17 protein-coding genes are annotated in these 18,557 nt (G+C 72.9%); 14 read left to right on the top strand and 3 right to left on the bottom strand.

Features of this window, described 5'->3' with window-relative positions:
* The first annotated feature begins 80 nt into the window (after window positions 1-80).
* The 13 genes from ABZ497_RS19890 (at window position 81) to ABZ497_RS19830 (ending at window position 15,861) form a co-directional block, all read left to right on the top strand.
* Complete coding sequence (locus ABZ497_RS19890; protein ID WP_329492346.1) at window positions 81-818, top strand: CDP-alcohol phosphatidyltransferase family protein; 738 nt, start codon at window positions 81-83, stop codon at window positions 816-818.
* A 65-nt stretch (window positions 819-883) separates the two neighbouring features.
* A complete protein-coding gene (locus ABZ497_RS19885; protein WP_329492347.1) occupies window positions 884-1,729 on the top strand; it encodes a glycosyltransferase in 846 nt (281 codons plus the stop codon).
* Between the two features lie 188 nt (window positions 1,730-1,917).
* Window positions 1,918-2,859, top strand: coding sequence for an ABC transporter permease (locus ABZ497_RS19880; protein WP_359806924.1), 942 nt, complete (start codon window positions 1,918-1,920; stop codon window positions 2,857-2,859).
* A complete protein-coding gene (locus tag ABZ497_RS19875) occupies window positions 2,852-3,661 on the top strand; it encodes an ABC transporter ATP-binding protein (protein WP_329490721.1) in 810 nt (269 codons plus the stop codon). Before ABZ497_RS19880 ends, ABZ497_RS19875 begins: the two co-directional genes overlap by 8 nt.
* A gap of 355 nt (window positions 3,662-4,016) precedes the next feature.
* Window positions 4,017-4,949 (top strand): squalene synthase HpnC, encoded by a 933-nt coding sequence (gene hpnC, locus ABZ497_RS19870; RefSeq protein WP_359806920.1) that lies wholly within the window; start codon window positions 4,017-4,019, stop codon window positions 4,947-4,949.
* 41 nt (window positions 4,950-4,990) lie between these two features.
* Window positions 4,991-5,848: a presqualene diphosphate synthase HpnD gene (hpnD, locus tag ABZ497_RS19865; protein ID WP_329492348.1), complete on the top strand. Its 858-nt coding sequence runs from the start codon at window positions 4,991-4,993 to the stop codon at window positions 5,846-5,848.
* 145 nt (window positions 5,849-5,993) lie between these two features.
* Window positions 5,994-7,427, top strand: a complete 1,434-nt coding sequence (hpnE, locus tag ABZ497_RS19860; protein ID WP_329490723.1) for a hydroxysqualene dehydroxylase HpnE — start codon at window positions 5,994-5,996, stop codon at window positions 7,425-7,427.
* Window positions 7,428-7,618: 191 nt separating this feature from the next.
* Window positions 7,619-8,650, top strand: a complete 1,032-nt coding sequence (locus ABZ497_RS19855) for a polyprenyl synthetase family protein (RefSeq protein ID WP_329492349.1) — start codon at window positions 7,619-7,621, stop codon at window positions 8,648-8,650.
* A gap of 85 nt (window positions 8,651-8,735) precedes the next feature.
* Window positions 8,736-10,748, top strand: coding sequence for a squalene--hopene cyclase (shc, locus tag ABZ497_RS19850; RefSeq protein ID WP_329492350.1), 2,013 nt, complete (start codon window positions 8,736-8,738; stop codon window positions 10,746-10,748).
* Window positions 10,745-11,437, top strand: a complete 693-nt coding sequence (locus ABZ497_RS19845) for a 1-hydroxy-2-methyl-2-butenyl 4-diphosphate reductase (protein ID WP_359806916.1) — start codon at window positions 10,745-10,747, stop codon at window positions 11,435-11,437. Before shc ends, ABZ497_RS19845 begins: the two co-directional genes overlap by 4 nt.
* A 2-nt stretch (window positions 11,438-11,439) precedes the next feature.
* Window positions 11,440-12,465: an adenosyl-hopene transferase HpnH gene (hpnH, locus tag ABZ497_RS19840; protein WP_329490725.1), complete on the top strand. Its 1,026-nt coding sequence runs from the start codon at window positions 11,440-11,442 to the stop codon at window positions 12,463-12,465.
* 92 nt (window positions 12,466-12,557) lie between these two features.
* Window positions 12,558-14,468, top strand: a complete 1,911-nt coding sequence (gene dxs, locus ABZ497_RS19835) for a 1-deoxy-D-xylulose-5-phosphate synthase (protein ID WP_359806913.1) — start codon at window positions 12,558-12,560, stop codon at window positions 14,466-14,468.
* A complete protein-coding gene (locus ABZ497_RS19830; RefSeq protein WP_359806911.1) occupies window positions 14,458-15,861 on the top strand; it encodes an aspartate aminotransferase family protein in 1,404 nt (467 codons plus the stop codon). The genes dxs and ABZ497_RS19830 overlap by 11 nt, the downstream gene beginning before the upstream one ends.
* Window positions 15,862-15,928: 67 nt before the next feature.
* Here ABZ497_RS19830 and ABZ497_RS19825 read toward each other — a convergent pair whose 3' ends face one another.
* A complete protein-coding gene (locus ABZ497_RS19825) occupies window positions 15,929-16,201 on the bottom strand; it encodes a DUF6343 family protein (RefSeq protein ID WP_359806909.1) in 273 nt (90 codons plus the stop codon).
* 75 nt (window positions 16,202-16,276) lie between these two features.
* On the opposite strand from ABZ497_RS19825, the gene ABZ497_RS19820 reads away from it, so the two are divergent.
* Entirely contained in the window at window positions 16,277-16,465 is a 189-nt protein-coding gene (locus tag ABZ497_RS19820) for an I78 family peptidase inhibitor (RefSeq protein WP_359806906.1), read from the top strand.
* On the opposite strand, the gene ABZ497_RS19815 is transcribed toward ABZ497_RS19820, so the two are convergent.
* Entirely contained in the window at window positions 16,416-17,201 is a 786-nt protein-coding gene (locus ABZ497_RS19815) for a phosphatase PAP2 family protein (protein ID WP_359806903.1), read from the bottom strand. The two genes, ABZ497_RS19820 and ABZ497_RS19815, sit on opposite strands and share 50 nt — an antisense overlap.
* Before the next feature lie 232 nt (window positions 17,202-17,433).
* Window positions 17,434-18,201: a 3-oxoacyl-ACP reductase FabG gene (fabG, locus tag ABZ497_RS19810; RefSeq protein ID WP_329490731.1), complete on the bottom strand. Its 768-nt coding sequence runs from the start codon at window positions 18,199-18,201 to the stop codon at window positions 17,434-17,436.
* Window positions 18,202-18,557: the final 356 nt, after the last annotated feature.

Raw genomic sequence — 18,557 nt, 5'->3', positions numbered from 1 at the left:
AGGGCTCGCCCCCGGCCCCGGTGGATCTGACCCGCCGCCCCTCCGTCGAGGAGCTGCGCGCGGTGATCCACCCGGAGGGCATGCTCCAGCGCCGCAGCGCGGAGCACTGGGCGGGCCGCCTCTACATGCGGCGGATCTCGCTGCGGATCACCCGCGTGCTCTCCACCGTGACGGCGATCACGCCCAACGGTCTGACCTACCTGATGATGCTCACCGGCATCCTGGCCGGTGCCGCGCTGATCGTCCCGGGCCTCACCGGCGCGGTCCTCGGCGCCCTGCTCATCCAGGTCTACCTGCTGCTGGACTGCGTGGACGGCGAGGTCGCCCGCTGGCGCCGGCAGACCTCGCTCACCGGCGTCTACCTGGACCGGGTCGGCCACTACATGTCCGAGGCGGCCCTCCTGACCGGTCTCGGCCTGCGCGGCTGCGACCTCTTCCACCGGAGCGGCACCGCCTCGCACTGGGAGTGGGCCTTCCTCGGCACGCTCGCCGCGCTCGGCGCCATCCTGATCAAGTCCGAGACGGACCTGGTGGACGTGGCCCGGGCCCGCAGCGGTCTCACGGCGGTCGAGGACAGCGCCTCGGTGCCGCGTTCCTCCGGCGTGGCCAGGGCCCGCCGGGCGGCCTCCTTCCTCAAGTTCCACCGGCTGGTGGGCGCGGTCGAGGCCTCGCTGCTCATCCTCGCCGCGGGCGTCGCGGACGCCGTGCACGGCGGGCTGCTCTTCACCCGGCTCGCGGTGGTCGTGCTGGCCGCGATCGCGATGCTGCAGACCGTGCTGCACCTGCTGAGCATCGTCCTCTCCAGCAGGCTCCGGTGAGCGCCGTGACGGAGCACCTCCCGGCCGCCGCCGACACCTTCCGGCTCGGCGCGGTCATCATCACCATGGGCAACCGCCCGGCCGAGCTGAACGCGCTGATCGAGTCGGTCCGCGCCCAGGAGGGCCCGACCGTCGAACTGGCCGTGGTCGCCAACGGCGCCCCGCTGCCGCCGCTACCGCCGGGCGTGCGCAGCGTCGAGCTGCCGGAGAACCTCGGCATCCCGGGCGGCCGCAACGTCGGCATCGAGCTGTTCGGCAAGGACGGCCGGGAGGTCGACGCCGTCCTCTTCCTGGACGACGACGGCCGGCTCCCGGGCACCGACTCGGCCCGGCTGCTGCGCGAGGCCTTCAGCGCCGACCCGGAGCTGGGGATCGTCAGCTTCCGGATCGCCGACCCCGACACCGGCGTCACCCAGCGCCGGCACGTCCCCCGGCTGCGCGCCAGCGACCCGCTGCGCTCCTCCCGGGTGACCACCTTCCTGGGCGGCGCGAGCGCCGTGCGCTGCACGGTGTTCGAACAGGCCGGCCAGCTGCCCGCCGAGTTCTTCTACGCGCACGAGGAGACCGACCTCGCCTGGCGCGCGCTGGACGCCGGCTGGGCCATCGACTACCGGGCGGACGTGGTGCTCCACCACCCGACCACCTCGCCCGCCCGGCACGCCACGTACTTCCACAACGTGGCCCGCAACAGGGTGTGGCTCGCGAGACGGAACCTTCCGGCCCTGTTCGTGCCTCTCTATCTGGGAACCTGGTTCCTGCTGACCCTGGCCCGCCGCCCCTCCCCGGAGGCGCTGAAGGCCTGGTGGGGCGGGTTCCGGGCGGGCTGGCGCGAACCCTGCGGTACGCGGCGGCCCATGCGATGGCGTACCGTTTGGCGACTGACCAGGCTGGGCCGACCGCCGGTCATCTGATCGTACGGTCGGGCGGCCCCGCGATGATTTGAACCGTACGGTTCAGTCGTCGTACGGTCGTCCGATCGCAGCGGCCGGTGACCACGCACCGGCCGGACTCCCCCGTGATCCGAGTGGATCCCCCTCGGCGAAAGGCCGGCGGACCCCCGTCGACCGGCCTCCCCGACGATCCCGCGCGAAGGACGAATGTGTCGACAGTGAGTGAACCCGTCAGCCTCTCAGCCCCGAGGGGGGCGGACGCGGGCCTGACCCCCAAGCAGCTTGCGGACAAGTACGGTCTCGCGGTCAGCGGCAGACGACCCGGCCTCGTCGCCTACACCAAGCAGCTGTGGGCCCGCCGGCACTTCATCTGGGCCTTCGCCACCGCCCGCCTGGTGGCCCAGTACACCGACGCCAAGCTCGGCCAGCTCTGGCAGGTCGTGACTCCGCTGCTGAACTGCGCGGTGTTCTACCTGGTCTTCGGTGTGATCCTGCGCAGCAAGGACGGGTTCCCGGACGGCACGTACACCGCGTGGCTCTGCATCGGTGTCTTCGTCTTCCAGTTCACGCAGAACGCGGTGCAGTCCGGCACCCGGGCCATCTCCGACAACCTCGGCCTGATCCGGGCCCTGCACTTCCCGCGTGCCTCGCTGCCGATCGCCTTCACGGTGATCCAGCTCCAGCAGCTGATGATCTCGATGGTGGTGCTGGTCGGCGTGGTGCTGGCCAGCGGCATCGAGCCCGGCCGGACCTGGCTCGCGGTGGCCCCGGCGCTCGTCCTGCAGTCGATGTTCAACACCGGGGTGGCCCTGGTGATGGCGCGGATCGGTTCCAAGACCAGTGACATCTCCCAGCTGATCCCGTTCGCGATGCGCGCCTGGATGTTCCTCTCCGGCGTGATGTTCAGCATCCAGGACAAGATCAACGGCTGGCCGGAGTTCTGGCAGAAGGTGATGCAGCTCAACCCGGCCTCGGTCTACATGGACCTGGTCCGGCACGCCTTCGCGCCGGTCATCTACAACAAGCACGTCCCCCAGCACCAGGTGCTCCCGCCGCACCAGTGGGCGTACGGCATCGCCTGGGCGGTCGGGATGTTCGTGATCGGATACGTCTTCTTCTGGAAGGCCGAGGAGGAGTACGGCCGTGGCTGACACCGACCTGCGAAAGGGCCTGACCGTGCAGGACAGCGACGTCGCGCGCGAGCCCACCGTCGTCGTCGACGACGTGCACATCGTCTACCGGGTGCACGGCGCCGGCTCCGGCAAGGGCAGCGCCACCTCCGCGATCAGCCGGATCATCAGCCGCAAGCGCTCCGCGGGCGTGCGCGAGGTGCACGCGGTGCGCGGGATCAGCTTCACCGCGTACAAGGGCGAGGCGATCGGCCTGATCGGTTCCAACGGCTCCGGCAAGTCGACCATGCTGGCCGCCATCGCGGGCCTGCTGCCGACCGAGAAGGGCGGCATCTACACCAACGGCCAGCCCTCGCTGCTGGGCGTCAACGCGGCGCTGATGAACGAGCTCACCGGCGAGCGCAACGTCGTCCTCGGCTGCCTGGCGATGGGGATGACCCCGGCCCAGGTGCGGGAGCGCTACCAGGACATCGTCGAGTTCTCGGGCATCAACGACAAGGGCGACTTCATCTCCCTGCCGATGCGCACCTACTCCTCCGGCATGGGCGCCCGCCTGCGGTTCTCCATCGCCGCGGCGAAGACCCACGACGTGCTGCTGATCGACGAGGCGCTGGCCACCGGCGACCAGGCGTTCCAGCAGCGCAGCAAGAAGCGGATCGACGAGCTGCGCGGCTCGGCCGGTACGGTCTTCCTGGTCAGCCACGACAACAGCTCGATCCGCGAGGTCTGCGAGCGGACCATCTGGATCGAGGCCGGCGAGCTGGTGATGGACGGCCCGACCGAGGAGGTCGTGAGCCGCTACGAGCGCGGCGACCGGCCGTAGGACCGCGAGGGCCCCGCACGGAGGGCCGGTGACCGGGGCAGCCCGGCCGCCGGCCCTCCGTCGTTCCCCGGCCCGCCCGACCCCGGGTGGCCCGCCGTCCCCCGGGTGGCCCGCCGCTGCCCGGGTGAGCGCCCCGCGCGCCGGGTGGGGCGCCCTTTTCCGGCGCGGGCGGTGGTGTCAGGCTGTAAGGCGCGGGGGTGGTGTGTCGCAGGTGACCCCCGATATCGGACGCGTGTCCGACTCGGGCCGGTCGTACCGAGCGGTGTAGAACGGGGGAGTGACAGCAGTGTCGGCTTCGGCCCAGCCCAGTAGTGAGTCCCGGCCCGGCGACGGGACGGCGGACGGTCCAGCGGGAGTGACCCTGGACAAGGCGAGCGCGGAGAACTTCCCGGTCGCCCCGTTCTTCCTGCCCGCCGCCTGGCGCGACGACCTGATGGCCGTCTACGGCTTCGCCCGCCTGGTGGACGACGCCGGCGACGGCGACCTCGCCGACCCGGCCGGCGCCGCCCGGCTGCTCGGGGTGCCCGGGCGGCCCCCCGCCATCACCCCTTCGGCCCAGCCCGCCCCGCCGGGTCCGGAGGAGGTCGCCTTCCGGCTCGCACTGCTCGACGGGCTGGAGCGGGACCTCGACCGGGTCTTCGAGACCGCCCTGCGCCCCGCGGCCGCCGAGGCGCCCCGCCACCCGCTGATGCGCGCGCTCGTCCCGCTGGTGGACCGGCACGCGCTGACCCCGGAGCCGTTCCGCCGTCTGATCGAGGCCAACCGGGTGGACCAGACCACCGCCCGCTACGCCACCTACCGGGACCTGGTCGGCTACTGCACGCTCTCCGCCGACCCGGTGGGCCGGCTGGTGCTGGCCATCGCGGGCGTCTCCACGCCCGAGCGGATCGAGCTCTCCGACGCCGTCTGCAGCGGCCTCCAGGTGGTCGAGCACCTCCAGGACGTCGCCGAGGACCTCGCCAGCGGCCGGATCTACCTCCCGGCCGAGGACCTGGCCCGCTTCGGCGTCACCGAGGCCGATCTCGCCGCCCCGTCCGCCGGCGACGCGGTGCGTGAGCTGGTCGCCTTCGAGGTCGGACGGGCCCGCACCCTGCTGGACCGCGGTGCGCCGTTGGTAGGTACGGTTCGGGGGAGGCTTCGACTGCTCCTGGCGGGATTCACCGCCGGCGGGTACGCGGCCCTGGCCGCCATCGAGGGCGCCGGGTACGACGTGCTCGCCCAGCAGACGAAGCCCGACAAGCGCCGCCTCGCAGCGAAGGCGGCGGCCATCTTCGCGAAGGGAAGGTGAACGCCCGAGTGGCGGCATCACCACTGGCGTCGGCGCAGGTCATGGCGGCGTACCGGTACTGCGAGGCAGTCACCGGACTGCAGGCCCGCAACTTCAGCTACGGCATCCGCCTGCTGCCGGAGCCGAAGCGGCTGGCCATGTCGGCCCTGTACGCCCTGGCGCGGCGGGTCGACGACATCGGCGACGGCGAGCTCCCCGCGGACCGCAAGGCCGAGGCACTGCTGCGCACGCGGGAGCTGCTGGACGAGATCCGCGCGGGGTCGGTGTCGGAGGACGACACCGACCCGATCAAGGTCGCCCTGGCGGACACCGCCCGGCGCTTCCCGATCCCGCTCGGCGGCTTCGACGAGCTGATCGACGGCGTCGAGATGGACCTCAAGGGCGCCGAGTATCAGACGTACGAGGAGCTCAAGGTCTACTGCCGCTGCGTCGCCGGCGCGATCGGCCGGATCTCGCTCGGCGTGTACGGCTGCGACGACCCCGAGCGCGGGGCCCGGTACGCCGACACGCTGGGCCTGGCGCTCCAGCTCACCAACATCCTGCGCGACCTGCGCGAGGACGCCCTCAACGGCCGCACCTACCTGCCCGCCGAGGACCTCGTCCGGTTCGGCTGCGAGCGGGGCTTCGCGCTGCCCAGGCCGCCGGCCGGCGCCGACTTCACCGGTCTGGTCGCCTTCGAGGCCGCCCGGGCCCAGGCCGCCTTCGAGGAGGGCCTGCGGCTGCTGCCGATGCTCGACCGCCGCAGCCGCGCCTGCACCGCGGCGATGGCCGGGATCTACCACCGGCTGCTCGGCCGGATCGCGGCCGACCCGGAGTCGGTGCTGCGCGGCCGGGTCTCGCTGCCGGGCTGGGAGAAGGCGTACGTGGCGCTTTCCGGGCTCGCCGGGGGGCGTTCTTGATTCTCGCCGCACTTCTGTCACGCTGTGTCAGCGGGGAATCACTTATGGGTAGAGCCGTGTTGACCACCGTGTTGGGCACGACCGTGTTGACCACGAGCGCCCCGGACCGGACCGGGTCGGGCGCCGGATGCGAGGGGGAGGGCCGATGACCGGGCGAGCCGATGCCGCGCGCCCGGCCGCCGTCGTGGTCGGCGGCGGCCTGGCGGGCATCACCACCGCGCTCCGGCTGGCCGAGGCCGACCACCGGGTCACCCTCGTCGAGGGCCGTCCCCGGCTGGGCGGCCTGGCCTTCTCGTTCCAGCGCGGCGAGCTGACCGTCGACAACGGCCAGCACGTCTACTTGCGCTGCTGCACCGCCTACCGGGGCCTGCTGGACCGGCTCGGCGCGAGCCGGCTGGTCCACCTCCAGGACCGGCTGGACGTCCCGGTGCTCGGCGTGTCCGGGCCCGCGGCCGCGCCGGTGCGCACGCTCGGCCGGCTCCGCCGGGCGGGCCTGCCCGTCCCGCTGCACCTGGCCGCCAGCCTGGCCACCTACCCGCACCTGGCGCCCGCCGACCGGGCCCGGGTGGTCCGCGGCGCGATCGCGCTCCAGGGCCTCGACCTCGCCGATCCGGCGCTGGACGCGGTCTCGTTCGGTGACTGGCTGCGCCGCAACGGGCAGAACGAGCGCACCATCGCCGCGCTCTGGGACCTGGTCGGCGTGGCCACCCTGAACGCCCGGGCCGACCAGGTGTCGCTGGCGCTGGCCGCGATGGTCTTCAAGACCGGCCTGCTCTCCGATCCGGGCGCCTCCGACATCGGCATGGCAGCCGTCCCGCTCGGCGTGATCCACCACGACCGGGCGCTCGCCGAGCTGGAGCGCGCCGGCGTGAAGGTACTGCTGCGAGCCCGGGCGACCGAGCTCAAGCCGTCCGCCCCGCAGCACGCCGTCCGGCTGGAGAGCGGCGAGCTGCTCATGGCCGACACGGTGGTGCTGGCCGGCGCCCAGGACACCGCCGCCGCCCTGCTGCCGCCCGACGCCGTCGACGCCCAGCAGCGGCTGGCCGGCTTCGGCACCGCGCCGATCCTCAACGTGCACGTGGTCTACGACCGCAAGGTGCTGCGGCGCCCGTTCTTCGCCGCGCTCGGCTCGCCGGTGCAGTGGGTCTTCGACCGCACCGCGCACTCCGGGCTGGCCGCCACCGAGCTGGGCCGGGCCCACCCAGGGGCCCAGTACCTGGCGCTCTCCCAGTCCGCCGTCCAGGACGAGATCGACCTGCCGGTGGCCGAGCTGCGCCGCCGCTACCTGCCCGAGCTGGCCCGGCTGCTCCCCGCCGCCGGCGGGGCCGAGGTGCTGGACTTCTTCGTCACCCGCGAGCGCACCGCCACCTTCGACCCGGCCCCGGGCACGGCCGCCGTCCGCCCGACAGCCCGCACGCACGTCCCCGGCCTGCTGCTGGCCGGCGCGTGGACGGCCACCGGGTGGCCCGCGACCATGGAGGGCGCCGTCCGCAGCGGCCACGCCGCGGCCGACGCGGCGCTCGCCGGCGCCGGTACCCGGCTCCCGGTGGACCGCGGCGACGGGAGGTGGCCCCGGTGACCCAGGGCCCCGCCGCCGGTCCCGGCGACCCCGCGAGATCCGGCCGCCCCACCGCCGGCCGCACCGGTCTCATCGACATCGCAAGCGCCCGGCCGTCCCGCGCGGCCCGGCACCACCAGGGAGAGGGAACGCACGTGGAGTCACGCACCGGCACTGCCGTCGGAGGCACGGCGCACGCCGAACCGGTCTCGGTGCCGGAGCTGCTCGCCCGCAGCCGCACGCTCTGCACCCCGCCGTTGCGGGCCGCCGTCGCCCGTTTGGCCGCACCGATGGACACCGTCGGGGCCTACCACTTCGGCTGGATCGACCGGGACGGCACGCCGGCCGCGGGGGACGGCGGCAAGGCCGTGCGCCCCGCCCTGGCGCTGCTCTCGGCCCAGGCCGTCGGCGCCCCGGCGGAGGCCGGTGTGCCCGGTGGGGTGGCCGTTGAACTGGTGCACAACTTCTCCCTGCTCCATGATGATCTGATGGACGGTGACGAGACCAGACGGCACCGGGCCACCGCCTGGACGGTCTTCGGACCGGCCCAGGCGATCCTGGTGGGCGACGCCCTGGCGACGCTCGGTACCGAGGTGCTGCTCGACGCGGCCACCGCCGGTGGCACGAGCCCCACCGACGCCGCGCGCGCCGTCCGGCTCCTCACCACCGCCACCCGTCGGCTCATCGACGGCCAGGCCATGGACGTCGCCTTCGAACAGCGGGACAGCGTCACCGTCGCCGAGTGCCTGGAGATGGAGGGTGGCAAGACCGCCGCCCTGCTCGCCGCCGCCTCCGCGATCGGCGCCGTCCTGGCCGGCGCCGACGACCGGGTCTCGGACGCCCTCCAGCGCTACGGCCACCACCTCGGACTGGCCTTCCAGGCGGTGGACGACCTGCTCGGCATCTGGGGCGCCACCGAGGTCACCGGAAAGCCGCACTGGGGGGACCTCCGCCAGCGCAAGAAGTCCCTGCCGGTGGCCGCGGCCCTCGCCGAGGGCGGCTCGGCCTCGCGCCGGCTCGCCGAACAGCTGGCCGACCCCTCGGGGCGCGGCGAGGAGAGCGAGCCCGAGCTCGCCGCCCGCGCCGCGCTGATCGAGGAGGCCGGCGGCCGCGCCTGGACCCAGGAGGAGGCCCGCCGCCAGCACACGACTGCCCTCGCCGCTCTGGACGAGGTGCCCATGCCCGATGTGGTGCGCGAGCACTTCGTCGCACTCGCCGAATTCGTGGTGGTACGAGAGAGGTGACGTTACGTTGACAGCAACCGCGGACGGCCGGCTCGACCCTGAGTACGATTCCGAGCCGGTCGCGGTGGGCGACCGCCCCCCGGCGCTGCTGAGCGCCGGGCGGTCGGCCGACCGGCCCGACCAGGAGCAGGACGGTCCGCTCTCGGCCGAGGAGGCACTGGCGCGCGCCACCACCCACCTGCTCTCGCTGCAGAGCTCCGAGGGCTGGTGGAAGGGCGACCTGGAGACCAACGTCACCATGGACGCCGAGGACTTACTGCTCCGGCAGTTCCTCGGGATCCGGACGGAGGAGCAGACCAAGGCCACCGCCGAGTGGATCCGCTCCCAGCAACGGGAGGACGGCACCTGGTCCACCTTCCACGGCGGACCGGCGGAGCTCTCCACCACGGTCGAGGCCTACGTCGCCCTCAAGCTCGCCGGTGACGATCCCGACGCCCCGCACATGCTCGCCGCCGCCCGCTACGTCCGGTCCGCCGGCGGCATCGCGGCCGCCCGGGTCTTCACCCGGATCTGGCTGGCCCTCTTCGGCTGGTGGCCCTGGGCGCGGCTGCCCGAGATGCCACCGGAGATCATCTTCCTGCCCAAGTGGCTCCCGCTGAACATCTACGCCTTCGGATGCTGGGCCCGGCAGACCATCGTGCCGCTCACCATCGTCTCGGCGCACCGCCCGGTGCGCCCCGCGCCGTTCCCGCTGACCGAGTTGCACACCGACCCGGAGCACCCCTTCCCCGAGCGCCCGCTCGCCCCCGCCACCACCTGGGACGGCGTCTTCGAACGCCTGGACAAGGTGCTGCACGCCTACCACCGCCGGGCGCTGCGCCCACTGCGCCGGCTCGCCCTCTCGCAGGCCTGCCGCTGGATCGTCGAACGGCAGGAGGCGGACGGCTGCTGGGGTGGCATCCAGCCGCCCGCCGTCTACTCGCTGATCGCCCTGCACCTGGAGGGCTACGAACTCGACCATCCGGTGATGCAGGCCGGGCTCTCCTCCTTCGACCGCTTCACCGTGCACACCGAGGACGGCCGGCGCTGGCTGGAGGCCTGCCAGTCCCCGGTCTGGGACACCTGCCTGGCCACCATCGCGCTGGCCGACGCCGGGCTGCCGGCCGATCACCCCGCGCTGGTCTCGGCCGTCGACTGGATGCTCGCCGAGGAGATCACCCGGCGCGGCGACTGGTCCGTCCAGCGGCCCTCGCTCGCCCCCGGCGGCTGGGCGTTCGAATTCGAGAACGACACCTACCCCGACATCGACGACACCGCCGAGGTGGTGCTCGCCCTGCGCCGGGTGGCCCACCCCGATCCCGCCAAGGTGACCGGCGCGGTCGACCGCGGGGTCGGCTGGAACCTCGGCATGCAGTCCAAGAACGGCGCCTGGGGCGCCTTCGACGTCGACAACACCAGCACCCTGCCCAACAAGCTGCCGTTCTGCGACTTCGGCGAGGTGGTCGACCCGCCGTCCGCCGACGTCACCGCCCACGTGGTGGAGATGCTCGCCGAGGTCGGCAAGGGCAAGGACCCCCGTACCCGCCGGGGCGTGGAGTGGCTGCTGCGCAACCAGGAGGCCGACGGCTCCTGGTTCGGCCGCTGGGGCACCAACTACATCTACGGCACCGGCTCGGTGCTGCCCGCCCTGGTCGCGGCCGGCGTCCCGGACGAGCACCCGGCGATCCGCCGCGCCGTCCGCTGGCTGGAGGACCGGCAGAACACCGACGGCGGCTGGGGCGAGGACATGCGCTCCTACGAGGACCCGGCCCGCTGGGCCGGGCGCGGCGACTCCACCGCCTCGCAGACCGCGTGGGCGCTGATGGCGCTGCTCGCGGCCGGCGAGGGCCCGGACGGCCGGGCCAACCCGGCGGTCGTGCGCGGGGTCGACTGGCTGGCCCGCACCCAGCTGCCCGAGGGCACCTGGGACGAGCCGCAGTTCACCGGGACGGGCTTCCCGTGGGACTTCTCCATCAACTACCACCTCTACCGGCTGGTCTTCCCGGTCACCGCGCTCGGCCGGTACCTGCACGGCACTCCCGCCACCGGCCGGGACAGCGTCCCCGGCGCCAAGGGCGCCCCGGCCGGCGGCAGCCCGGTGATCGGGGCGGCCCGGTGAAGCCCGCTCCGCTGCTGGTGCTCTGCGCACTCGGCCCCGAGGTCTGGGCCCTGCGCGGAGGGGACTGGCGCGGCGCCGCCGGCGGGCCGCCGGTACTGGTCCGCACCGGTGTCGGTCGCCGCCGGGCCGCCCACACGGTCAGACGGCTGCTCACCTCGGCCCCCGGCGGCTACGGCGCCGTCGTGGTGGCCGGCTTCGGCGCGGCCGTCGCGCCGGGAATAACACCCGGTGACGTGATCGTTGCGGACGGCGTGCGCGATGCCGAGGGGAACCTCTTCGCGGTCGACTCCGGGCCCGGGCTCAGCCGGGCGCTGAAGACGCGTGGGCTGACGGCCCACACCGGCGTGCACCACACCGCCGACCACGTGGTGCGCGGTCTGGAGCGGCGCGCCCTGCACCTGCAGGGCGCACTCGCCGTCGACATGGAGGCCGCGGCGGTCCTCGCCGCCCTCCAGGAGATCCGCCCGGCCCTGCCCGCCGCCGTCCTGCGGGTGGTGGTCGACACCCCCGAGCGCGAGCTGCTGCGCCCGGGCACCCTGCCGGCCGGCGTCCGCGCCTGGCGGACGCTGCGGGCCACCGTGCCCGCGCTCGTCGACTGGCACGAGCAGAACCGGCCGCGGCAGGCAGGCCCGCGGTCCGCAAGCCTCAACCACCCCACACCCTCGACGCTCCCTCAGGAGGCGAGCTAGCCATGGCCATGCCGTTGCGCCAAACCGTGCGGGTCGGCACCTACCTCATGCAGCAGAAGCTCAAGCGGCGGGACAAGTTCCCACTGATCGTCGAGCTGGAGCCGCTCTTCGCCTGCAACCTCGCCTGTGAGGGGTGCGGCAAGATCCAGCACCCGGCGGGTGTGCTGAAGCAGCGGATGCCGGTCGCCCAGGCGGTCGGCGCGGTGCTGGAGTCGGGCGCCCCGATGGTCTCGATCGCCGGCGGCGAGCCGCTGATGCACCCGCAGATCGACGAGATCGTCCGCCAGCTGGTGGCGCGCCGCAAGTACGTCTTCCTCTGCACCAACGCGCTGCTGCTGCGCAAGAAGCTGGACAAGTTCACCCCCTCGCCGTACTTCACCTTCACCGTGCACATCGACGGCCTGCGCGAGCGGCACGACGCCTCGGTGGCCAAGGAGGGGACCTTCGACGAGGCGGTGGAGGCGATCAAGGAGGCCAAGCGGCGCGGCTTCCGGGTCACCACCAACAGCACCTTCTTCAACACCGACACCCCGCAGACCATCATCGACGTGCTGGACTACCTCAACGACGACCTCAAGGTCGACGAGATGATGATCTCCCCGGCGTTCGCCTACGAGAAGGCGCCCGACCAGGAGCACTTCCTCGGCGTGGAGCAGACCAGGGAGCTCTTCCGCAAGACCTTCTCCGGCGGCAACCGGCGCCGCTGGCGGCTCAACCACAGCCCGCTCTTCCTGGACTTCCTGGAGGGCAAGGTCGACTTCGAGTGCACCGCCTGGGGCATCCCCAACTACTCGCTCTTCGGCTGGCAACGCCCCTGCTACCTGATGGCCGACGGGTACGTGCCCACCTACCGCGAACTGATCGAGAAGACCGACTGGTCGAAGTACGGCCGCGGCAAGGACGCGCGCTGCGCCAACTGCATGGCGCACTGCGGCTACGAGCCGACCGCCGTCCTCGCCACCATGGGCTCGCTCAAGGAGTCGCTGCGCGCGCTCACGGAGACCGTCGGCGCCAACCGCGGTCACTGACCGCGCCCCGCCCGGCACGGGGTCGCCCCCGTGCCGGGCGGTCCTGCCACAGGGGGGCACCACAGCACTGCTCCGAGTCGTGAGGTGAACACATGCCACTGCTCTCCGGCGTCACGTCCCCGGCCGACCTCAGAAAGATCCCGGCCGCCGACCTCCCGCTCCTCGCCGACGAGATCCGCGCCTTCCTGATCGATGCCGTCACCCGGACCGGAGGCCACCTCGGCCCGAACCTCGGGGTCGTGGAGCTGACCATCGCGCTGCACCGGGTGTTCGACTCGCCCTACGACCGGATCGTCTGGGACACCGGCCATCAGAGCTACGTCCACAAACTGCTCACCGGGCGGCAGGACTTCTCGAAACTGCGTTCCAGGGGCGGCCTGTCCGGCTATCCCTCGCGCGCGGAGTCCGAGCACGACCTGGTCGAGAACTCGCACGCCTCCACCGCCCTCTCCTACGCCGACGGCCTCGCCAAGGCCGCCCAGCTGCTCGGCCAGCACGACCGGCAGACCATCGCGGTGATCGGTGACGGCGCGCTCACCGGCGGGCTCGCCTGGGAGGCGCTCAACAACATCGCCGAGGCGCGGGACCGCCCGCTGGTGATCGTCGTCAACGACAACGAGCGCTCCTACGCAAGGACCATCGGCGGTCTCGCCCACCACCTCGCCACGCTGCGCACCACCCAGGGGTACGAGCGCTTCCTCGCCCTCGGCAAGGAAGCGCTGCAGCGCACCCCGCTGGTCGGGCAGCCGATCTTCGACGCGCTGCACGGCGCCAAGAAGGGTTTCAAGGACGCCTTCGCCCCGCAGGGCATGTTCGAGGACCTCGGGCTCAAGTACCTCGGCCCGATCGACGGCCACGACCTGGGCGCCGTCGAGCAGGCGCTGCGCCAGGCTCGCGGCTTCGGCGGCCCGGTCATCGTCCACTGCCTGACCGTGAAGGGCCGCGGCTACGGTCCGGCCGAGCAGGACGAGGCGGACCGCTTCCACGCCGTCAACCCGATCGACCCGTACACCTGCCTGCCCATCGCGCCCAGTGCCGGGGTCTCCTGGACGTCGGTGTTCGGCGAGGAGATGCTCGCGCTGGGCGCCGAGCGGCCGGACGTGGTCGCGATCACCGCCGCGATGCTCCAGCCGGTCGGGCTGGCCAAGTTCGCCAAGGCCCACCCGGAGCGGACCTTCGACGTGGGGATCGCCGAGCAGCACGCCGTGACCAGTGCGGCGGGGCTGGCCACCGGCGGGCTGCACCCGGTGGTCGCGGTCTACGCGACCTTCCTCAACCGGGCCTTCGACCAGGTCCTGATGGACGTCGCCCTGCACCGGCTGGGCGTGACCTTCGTCCTCGACCGCTCCGGGGTGACCGGGCCGGACGGCGCCTCGCACAACGGCATGTGGGACATGTCGATCCTCCAGGTCGTCCCCGGCCTGCGGCTGGCGGCCCCGCGCGACGCCGACCAGCTGCGGGCCCAGCTGCGCGAGGCGGTGGAGGTGACGGACGCGCCGACGGTGGTCCGGTTCCCCAAGGGGAACATCGGGCCGGCCGTCCCGGCCGTGGAGCGGATCGGCGGCGTCGACGTGCTGCTGCGGACCGGAGAGCTGCCGGAGATCCTGCTGGTCGCGGTGGGCACCATGGCGGGCGCCGGGCTGGACGCGGCGCGCCTGCTGCTGGCCGAGGGGTTCACCGCGACGGTCGTCGACCCGCGCTGGGTCAAGCCGGTCGACCCGGCCCTGCCCGCGCTGGCCGCCGCGCACCGGCTGGTCGTCACGGTCGAGGACAACTGCCGGACCGGCGGCGTCGGCGCGGCGGTCGCCCAGGCGCTGCGGGACGCCGACGTGGACGTCCCGGTGCGGGTGCTCGGCCTGCCGCAGGAGTTCCTCGGCCACGCCGCCAGGGGCGAGATCCTGGAGGAGACCGGGCTGACCGGCACCGGGGTCGCCGCGCAGACCGCGGCCTTCGCCAAGAACCTGCTACCGACCCGAGGAGCGAACCAGCGCCATGCAGGCTGACCCCGGCAACGAACCCCGCTTCGACCTCGCCGCCCTGCTCGCCGAGCGCGGGGGCGAACGGTACGAGCTGCACAGCCGCCACCTGAATCCGCAGCTGCCGCGGATGCTGCACACCATCGGCTTCGACAAGTACTACGAGCGCGCCGAGGGCCCGTACTTCTACGACGCCGAGGGCAACGAGTACCTCGACATGCTCGCCGGGTTCGGCATCTTCGCACTCGGCCGGCACCACCCGGTGGTGCGCGGGGCCGTCCAGCAGGTGATGGACCTCGACCTGCCGGACCTGGTCCGGTTCGACTGTTCGCCGCTGCCCGGCCTGCTCGCCGAGCGGCTGCTCTCGTACACGCCGGGGCTGGACCGGGTCTTCTTCGGCAACAGCGGCACCGAGGCGGTCGAGACGGCGCTGAAGTTCGCCCGCTACGCCACCGGGCGCCGGCGCGTGCTCTACGCCGACCACGCCTTCCACGGGCTGACCACCGGTTCGCTCTCGGTCAACGGCGAGAGCGGGTTCCGCAAGGGCTTCGATCCGCTGCTGCCGGACACCGCGATCCCGCTCGGCGACCTCGGGGCACTGGCCAAGGAGCTGAAGAAGGGCGACGTCGCGGCCCTGATCGTGGAGCCGATCCAGGGCAAGGGCGTGCTGGCCCCGCCACCCGGCTGGCTGCGGGCGGCACAGGAACTCCTGCACGAGCACAAGGCGCTGCTGATCTGCGACGAGGTGCAGACCGGCATCGGCCGGACCGGGGAGTTCTTCGCCTACCAGCACGAGGAGGGCGTGCTGCCCGACCTGGTCTGCGCGGCCAAGGCGCTGTCCGGCGGCTACGTCCCGGTCGGGGCGACGCTCGGCAAGGGCTGGATCTTCGAGAAGGTCTACTCCTCGATGGACCGGGTGCTGGTGCACTCGGCCAGTTTCGGCTCCAACGCGCAGGCGATGGCGGCGGGCCTGGCGACCCTGGAGGTGATGCGGGACGAGAAGGTGGTGGAGAACGCCCGCGCCGTCGGGGACCGGTTCCGGGAGCGGCTGGCGGCGCTGGTCGACCGGTACGAGCTGCTGGCCGAGGTCCGCGGCCGGGGCCTGATGATCGGCATCGAGTTCGGCCGGCCGAAGTCGCTGAAGCTGCGGACCGGGTGGACGGCGCTGCAGGCGGCCCGCAAGGGCCTGTTCGCCCAGATGGTGGTCGTCCCGCTGTTGCAGCGGCACCGGATCCTCACCCAGGTCTCCGGCGACCACCTGGAGGTGATCAAGCTGATCCCGCCGCTGATCATCACCGACCGGGACGTGGACCGGTTCATCGACGCCTTCACCGACGTGATGGACGACGCGCACCGCGGGAGCGGCCTGATGTGGGACTTCGGGCGGACGCTGGTGAAGCAGGCGGTCGGCAACCGCTGAGCGGGCCGGGCCGCGGCGGAGTGGGAAGTCGGCCGGGCCGACTTCCCACTCCGTGGGAGACACCGCGTCAGAGCTCGGTCCGGCGGCGCCGGATGACGATGACGAGATCGACCACGGCGAACAGGGTGAGGAGCCCGCAGGCCACCGCGAATCCGGTGAGCGTGCCCCGGCCGGGCGCGCCGTACGCCGGGGCGTTGGCGGCCCATATCGCGAAAGCCACCGTCGCGACGGCGAACAGCGGGGTGAAGGTCAGGGAGAGCAGATAGCGCAGTTTGAGGTCGCTCCGGGCGGAACTGGGTTCGGTGCCGCTGCGCCAGCGCCGCGGCGTCGTGGCTCGCATACCCGCGCACCTCCCGTCGGACGGGATCCGGTCTACGATTCCAGCGTACGTCCGGGTACGAGTGGGGGAGGGGCGATGCCGGAAGCGGACGCGGAGGGCTACGCCGGCCTGCGGGTCGAGCGGGCGCGGGAGCTGGCCCACCGGGACGGCTGGACCTCCGTGCGGGTCCTCCAGCCGGGGGCGATGATGACCATGGACCACCGCGAGGGGCGGCTCAACCTCGTGGTGCGCGACGGGGTCGTGGAACGCAGCTGGGAGGGGTGAGCGCCGGCCCCCGGCGCCGGGCGGTCCGCTGTTCGAGGGCGGTCACCAGGGGCTCCAGCAGGGGCAGCGAGAGCAGCACCAGCAGGCCCGCGGCCCAGCCGGCCAGGACGTCGGTGACCCAGTGGGTGCCCAGGTAGATCGTGGTGAGCCCGACCGAGGCGGCGGTGGCGCCGGCGAGCACCGCGCCGCCGCGCCGCCACCGGACCGCCAGGTAGGCCAGGACGCCCCAGGTGACCACCGCGTTGGCGGTGTGTCCGGAGGGGAATACGGTGCCGCCGGAGAAGAGTTCGGGCGAGCCGACGTAGTGCGCGTAGTGGGGGCCCAGCCGGCCGGTGACGATCTTCACCGCGCCCACCGTGACGTTGAGCAGCAGCAGGGCCGCCCCCATCACCAGGAGCGGGCGCAGGCGCCGCAGCCGGAGGGCGCGCCAGGTGAGCCAGGCGAAGGCCGCGACGGCGGACGGGCCGCGCTGCCCGGCCACCACCCAGTTGTCGAGCAGCGGCTGCGGCCCGGGCCACCGCTCGTAAGGGCGGGCGAGGCGCACCGCCCAGTCGAGGTCGACCAGCGGGGTGTCGAGGAGGACGCCCGCGACCACCATCAGGTAGCCGAGCGAGGTGAGGGCCAGCAGCCCCGCGCGCCGTCGGCCGAGCGGGGGCCAGCCGGGTTCTCCGGAGGTGCGGCGGGAGCGCTTGCCGCGGGTGGTCGGGTTCTCCTGCAATTCACTCGGCGCTCGCACGCGGGTGACCCTACCCAGTGGACCGGCGTGACTCCCGGTGGAATTCGGAATTCTTCGGAGCGGCGTTTGAATGACCGGATCGCCCTCGCTCCGGTCCGATTTCCTGATTTTCCCCCATCGAATGTGCAGGCGAACACCGATCGCCCGTTCCCAAGGGCGGGCAAAACGCACGGAGTGGGAGACCGGCCACGCCGGTTCCCACTCCGTGGTAACCCTGTGTAGGTTCGATGGCTCAGTCGAGGGGACCGCCGGCCACGTAGATGACCTGGCCGGAGACGAATCCGGCGCCCTCGCTCGCCAGGAACGAGATGGTGTGCGCGACGTCCTCGGGCACACCGACCCGCTGGACCGGGATCTGCGAAGCGGCGGCCTTCTTGAACTCCTCGAACTCCATCCCGACCCGGGCGGCGGTGGCCGCCGTCATGTCGGTGGCGATGAATCCGGGGGCGACCGCGTTGGCGGTGACGCCGAAGCGGCCGAGTTCGATGGCGAGGGTCTTGGTGAAGCCCTGCAGACCGGCCTTGGCGGCGGAGTAGTTGGCCTGGCCGCGGTTGCCCTGGGCCGAGGAGGAGGACAGGTTGATCACGCGGCCGAAGCCGGCGTCCACCATGTGCTTCTGCACCGCGCGGGTCATCAGGAAGGCGCCGCGGAGGTGAACGTTCATGACCGTGTCCCAGTCGGACTCGGACATCTTGAAGATCAGGTTGTCGCGCAGCACGCCCGCGTTGTTCACGAGGACGACCGGCGGGCCGAGTTCGGCGGCGATCCGGTCCACGGCGGCCTGCACCTGTCCGGCGTCCGAGACGTCCGCTCCGACGGCGATCGCCCGGCCGCCGGCGGCGGTGATCCGGTCGACGGCGTCCTGGCCGGCCGCCTCCTCCAGGTCCAGCACGGCGACGGCGTAGCCGTCGGCCGCCAGCCGCTCGGCGGTGGCGGCGCCCAGGCCGCGTGCGGCGCCGGTGACGACGGCGACCCTGGGGGCGGTGCTCTGCTCGGTCATGCTCGCTCTCGTCTCTCTCGGATCTCGCCGGGAGGCTCCCGCGGAGTCGCCCGGCGGAGGGTGGACCGCTGAGTGGGCCACACCCTACCGGCGAGTAGGGTGCGCGGCCAGGGCGGAAGGCGCAGGTGACCGAGGGTAAGGACCGGCCGGTCGGCTTTCTCCTGCGAACGGGTTACCCACGGGTCGGCACGGCGCGTAAATATGCCAATGTTGCCGAACCTGCGTCTACTATCCGCCCCCGCCTGCCAGCAAGGGCCAGCCGTTTGTATAGTGTCCGCCAGCAGCCACCGGCTGCACGGCTGGAGCGCCCTCCCTCACAGCGGGACGCCCACTCGCCGTTACTGCCCCACCCGGGT

Origin of the sequence: Kitasatospora sp. NPDC005751, from assembly GCF_040630835.1 — a bacterium.
In the GTDB taxonomy this organism is placed as follows: Bacteria; Actinomycetota; Actinomycetes; order Streptomycetales; family Streptomycetaceae; genus Kitasatospora.
Note: the sequence above shows the minus strand (reverse complement) of the source record. Positions and strands in the feature narration are given on the sequence as shown.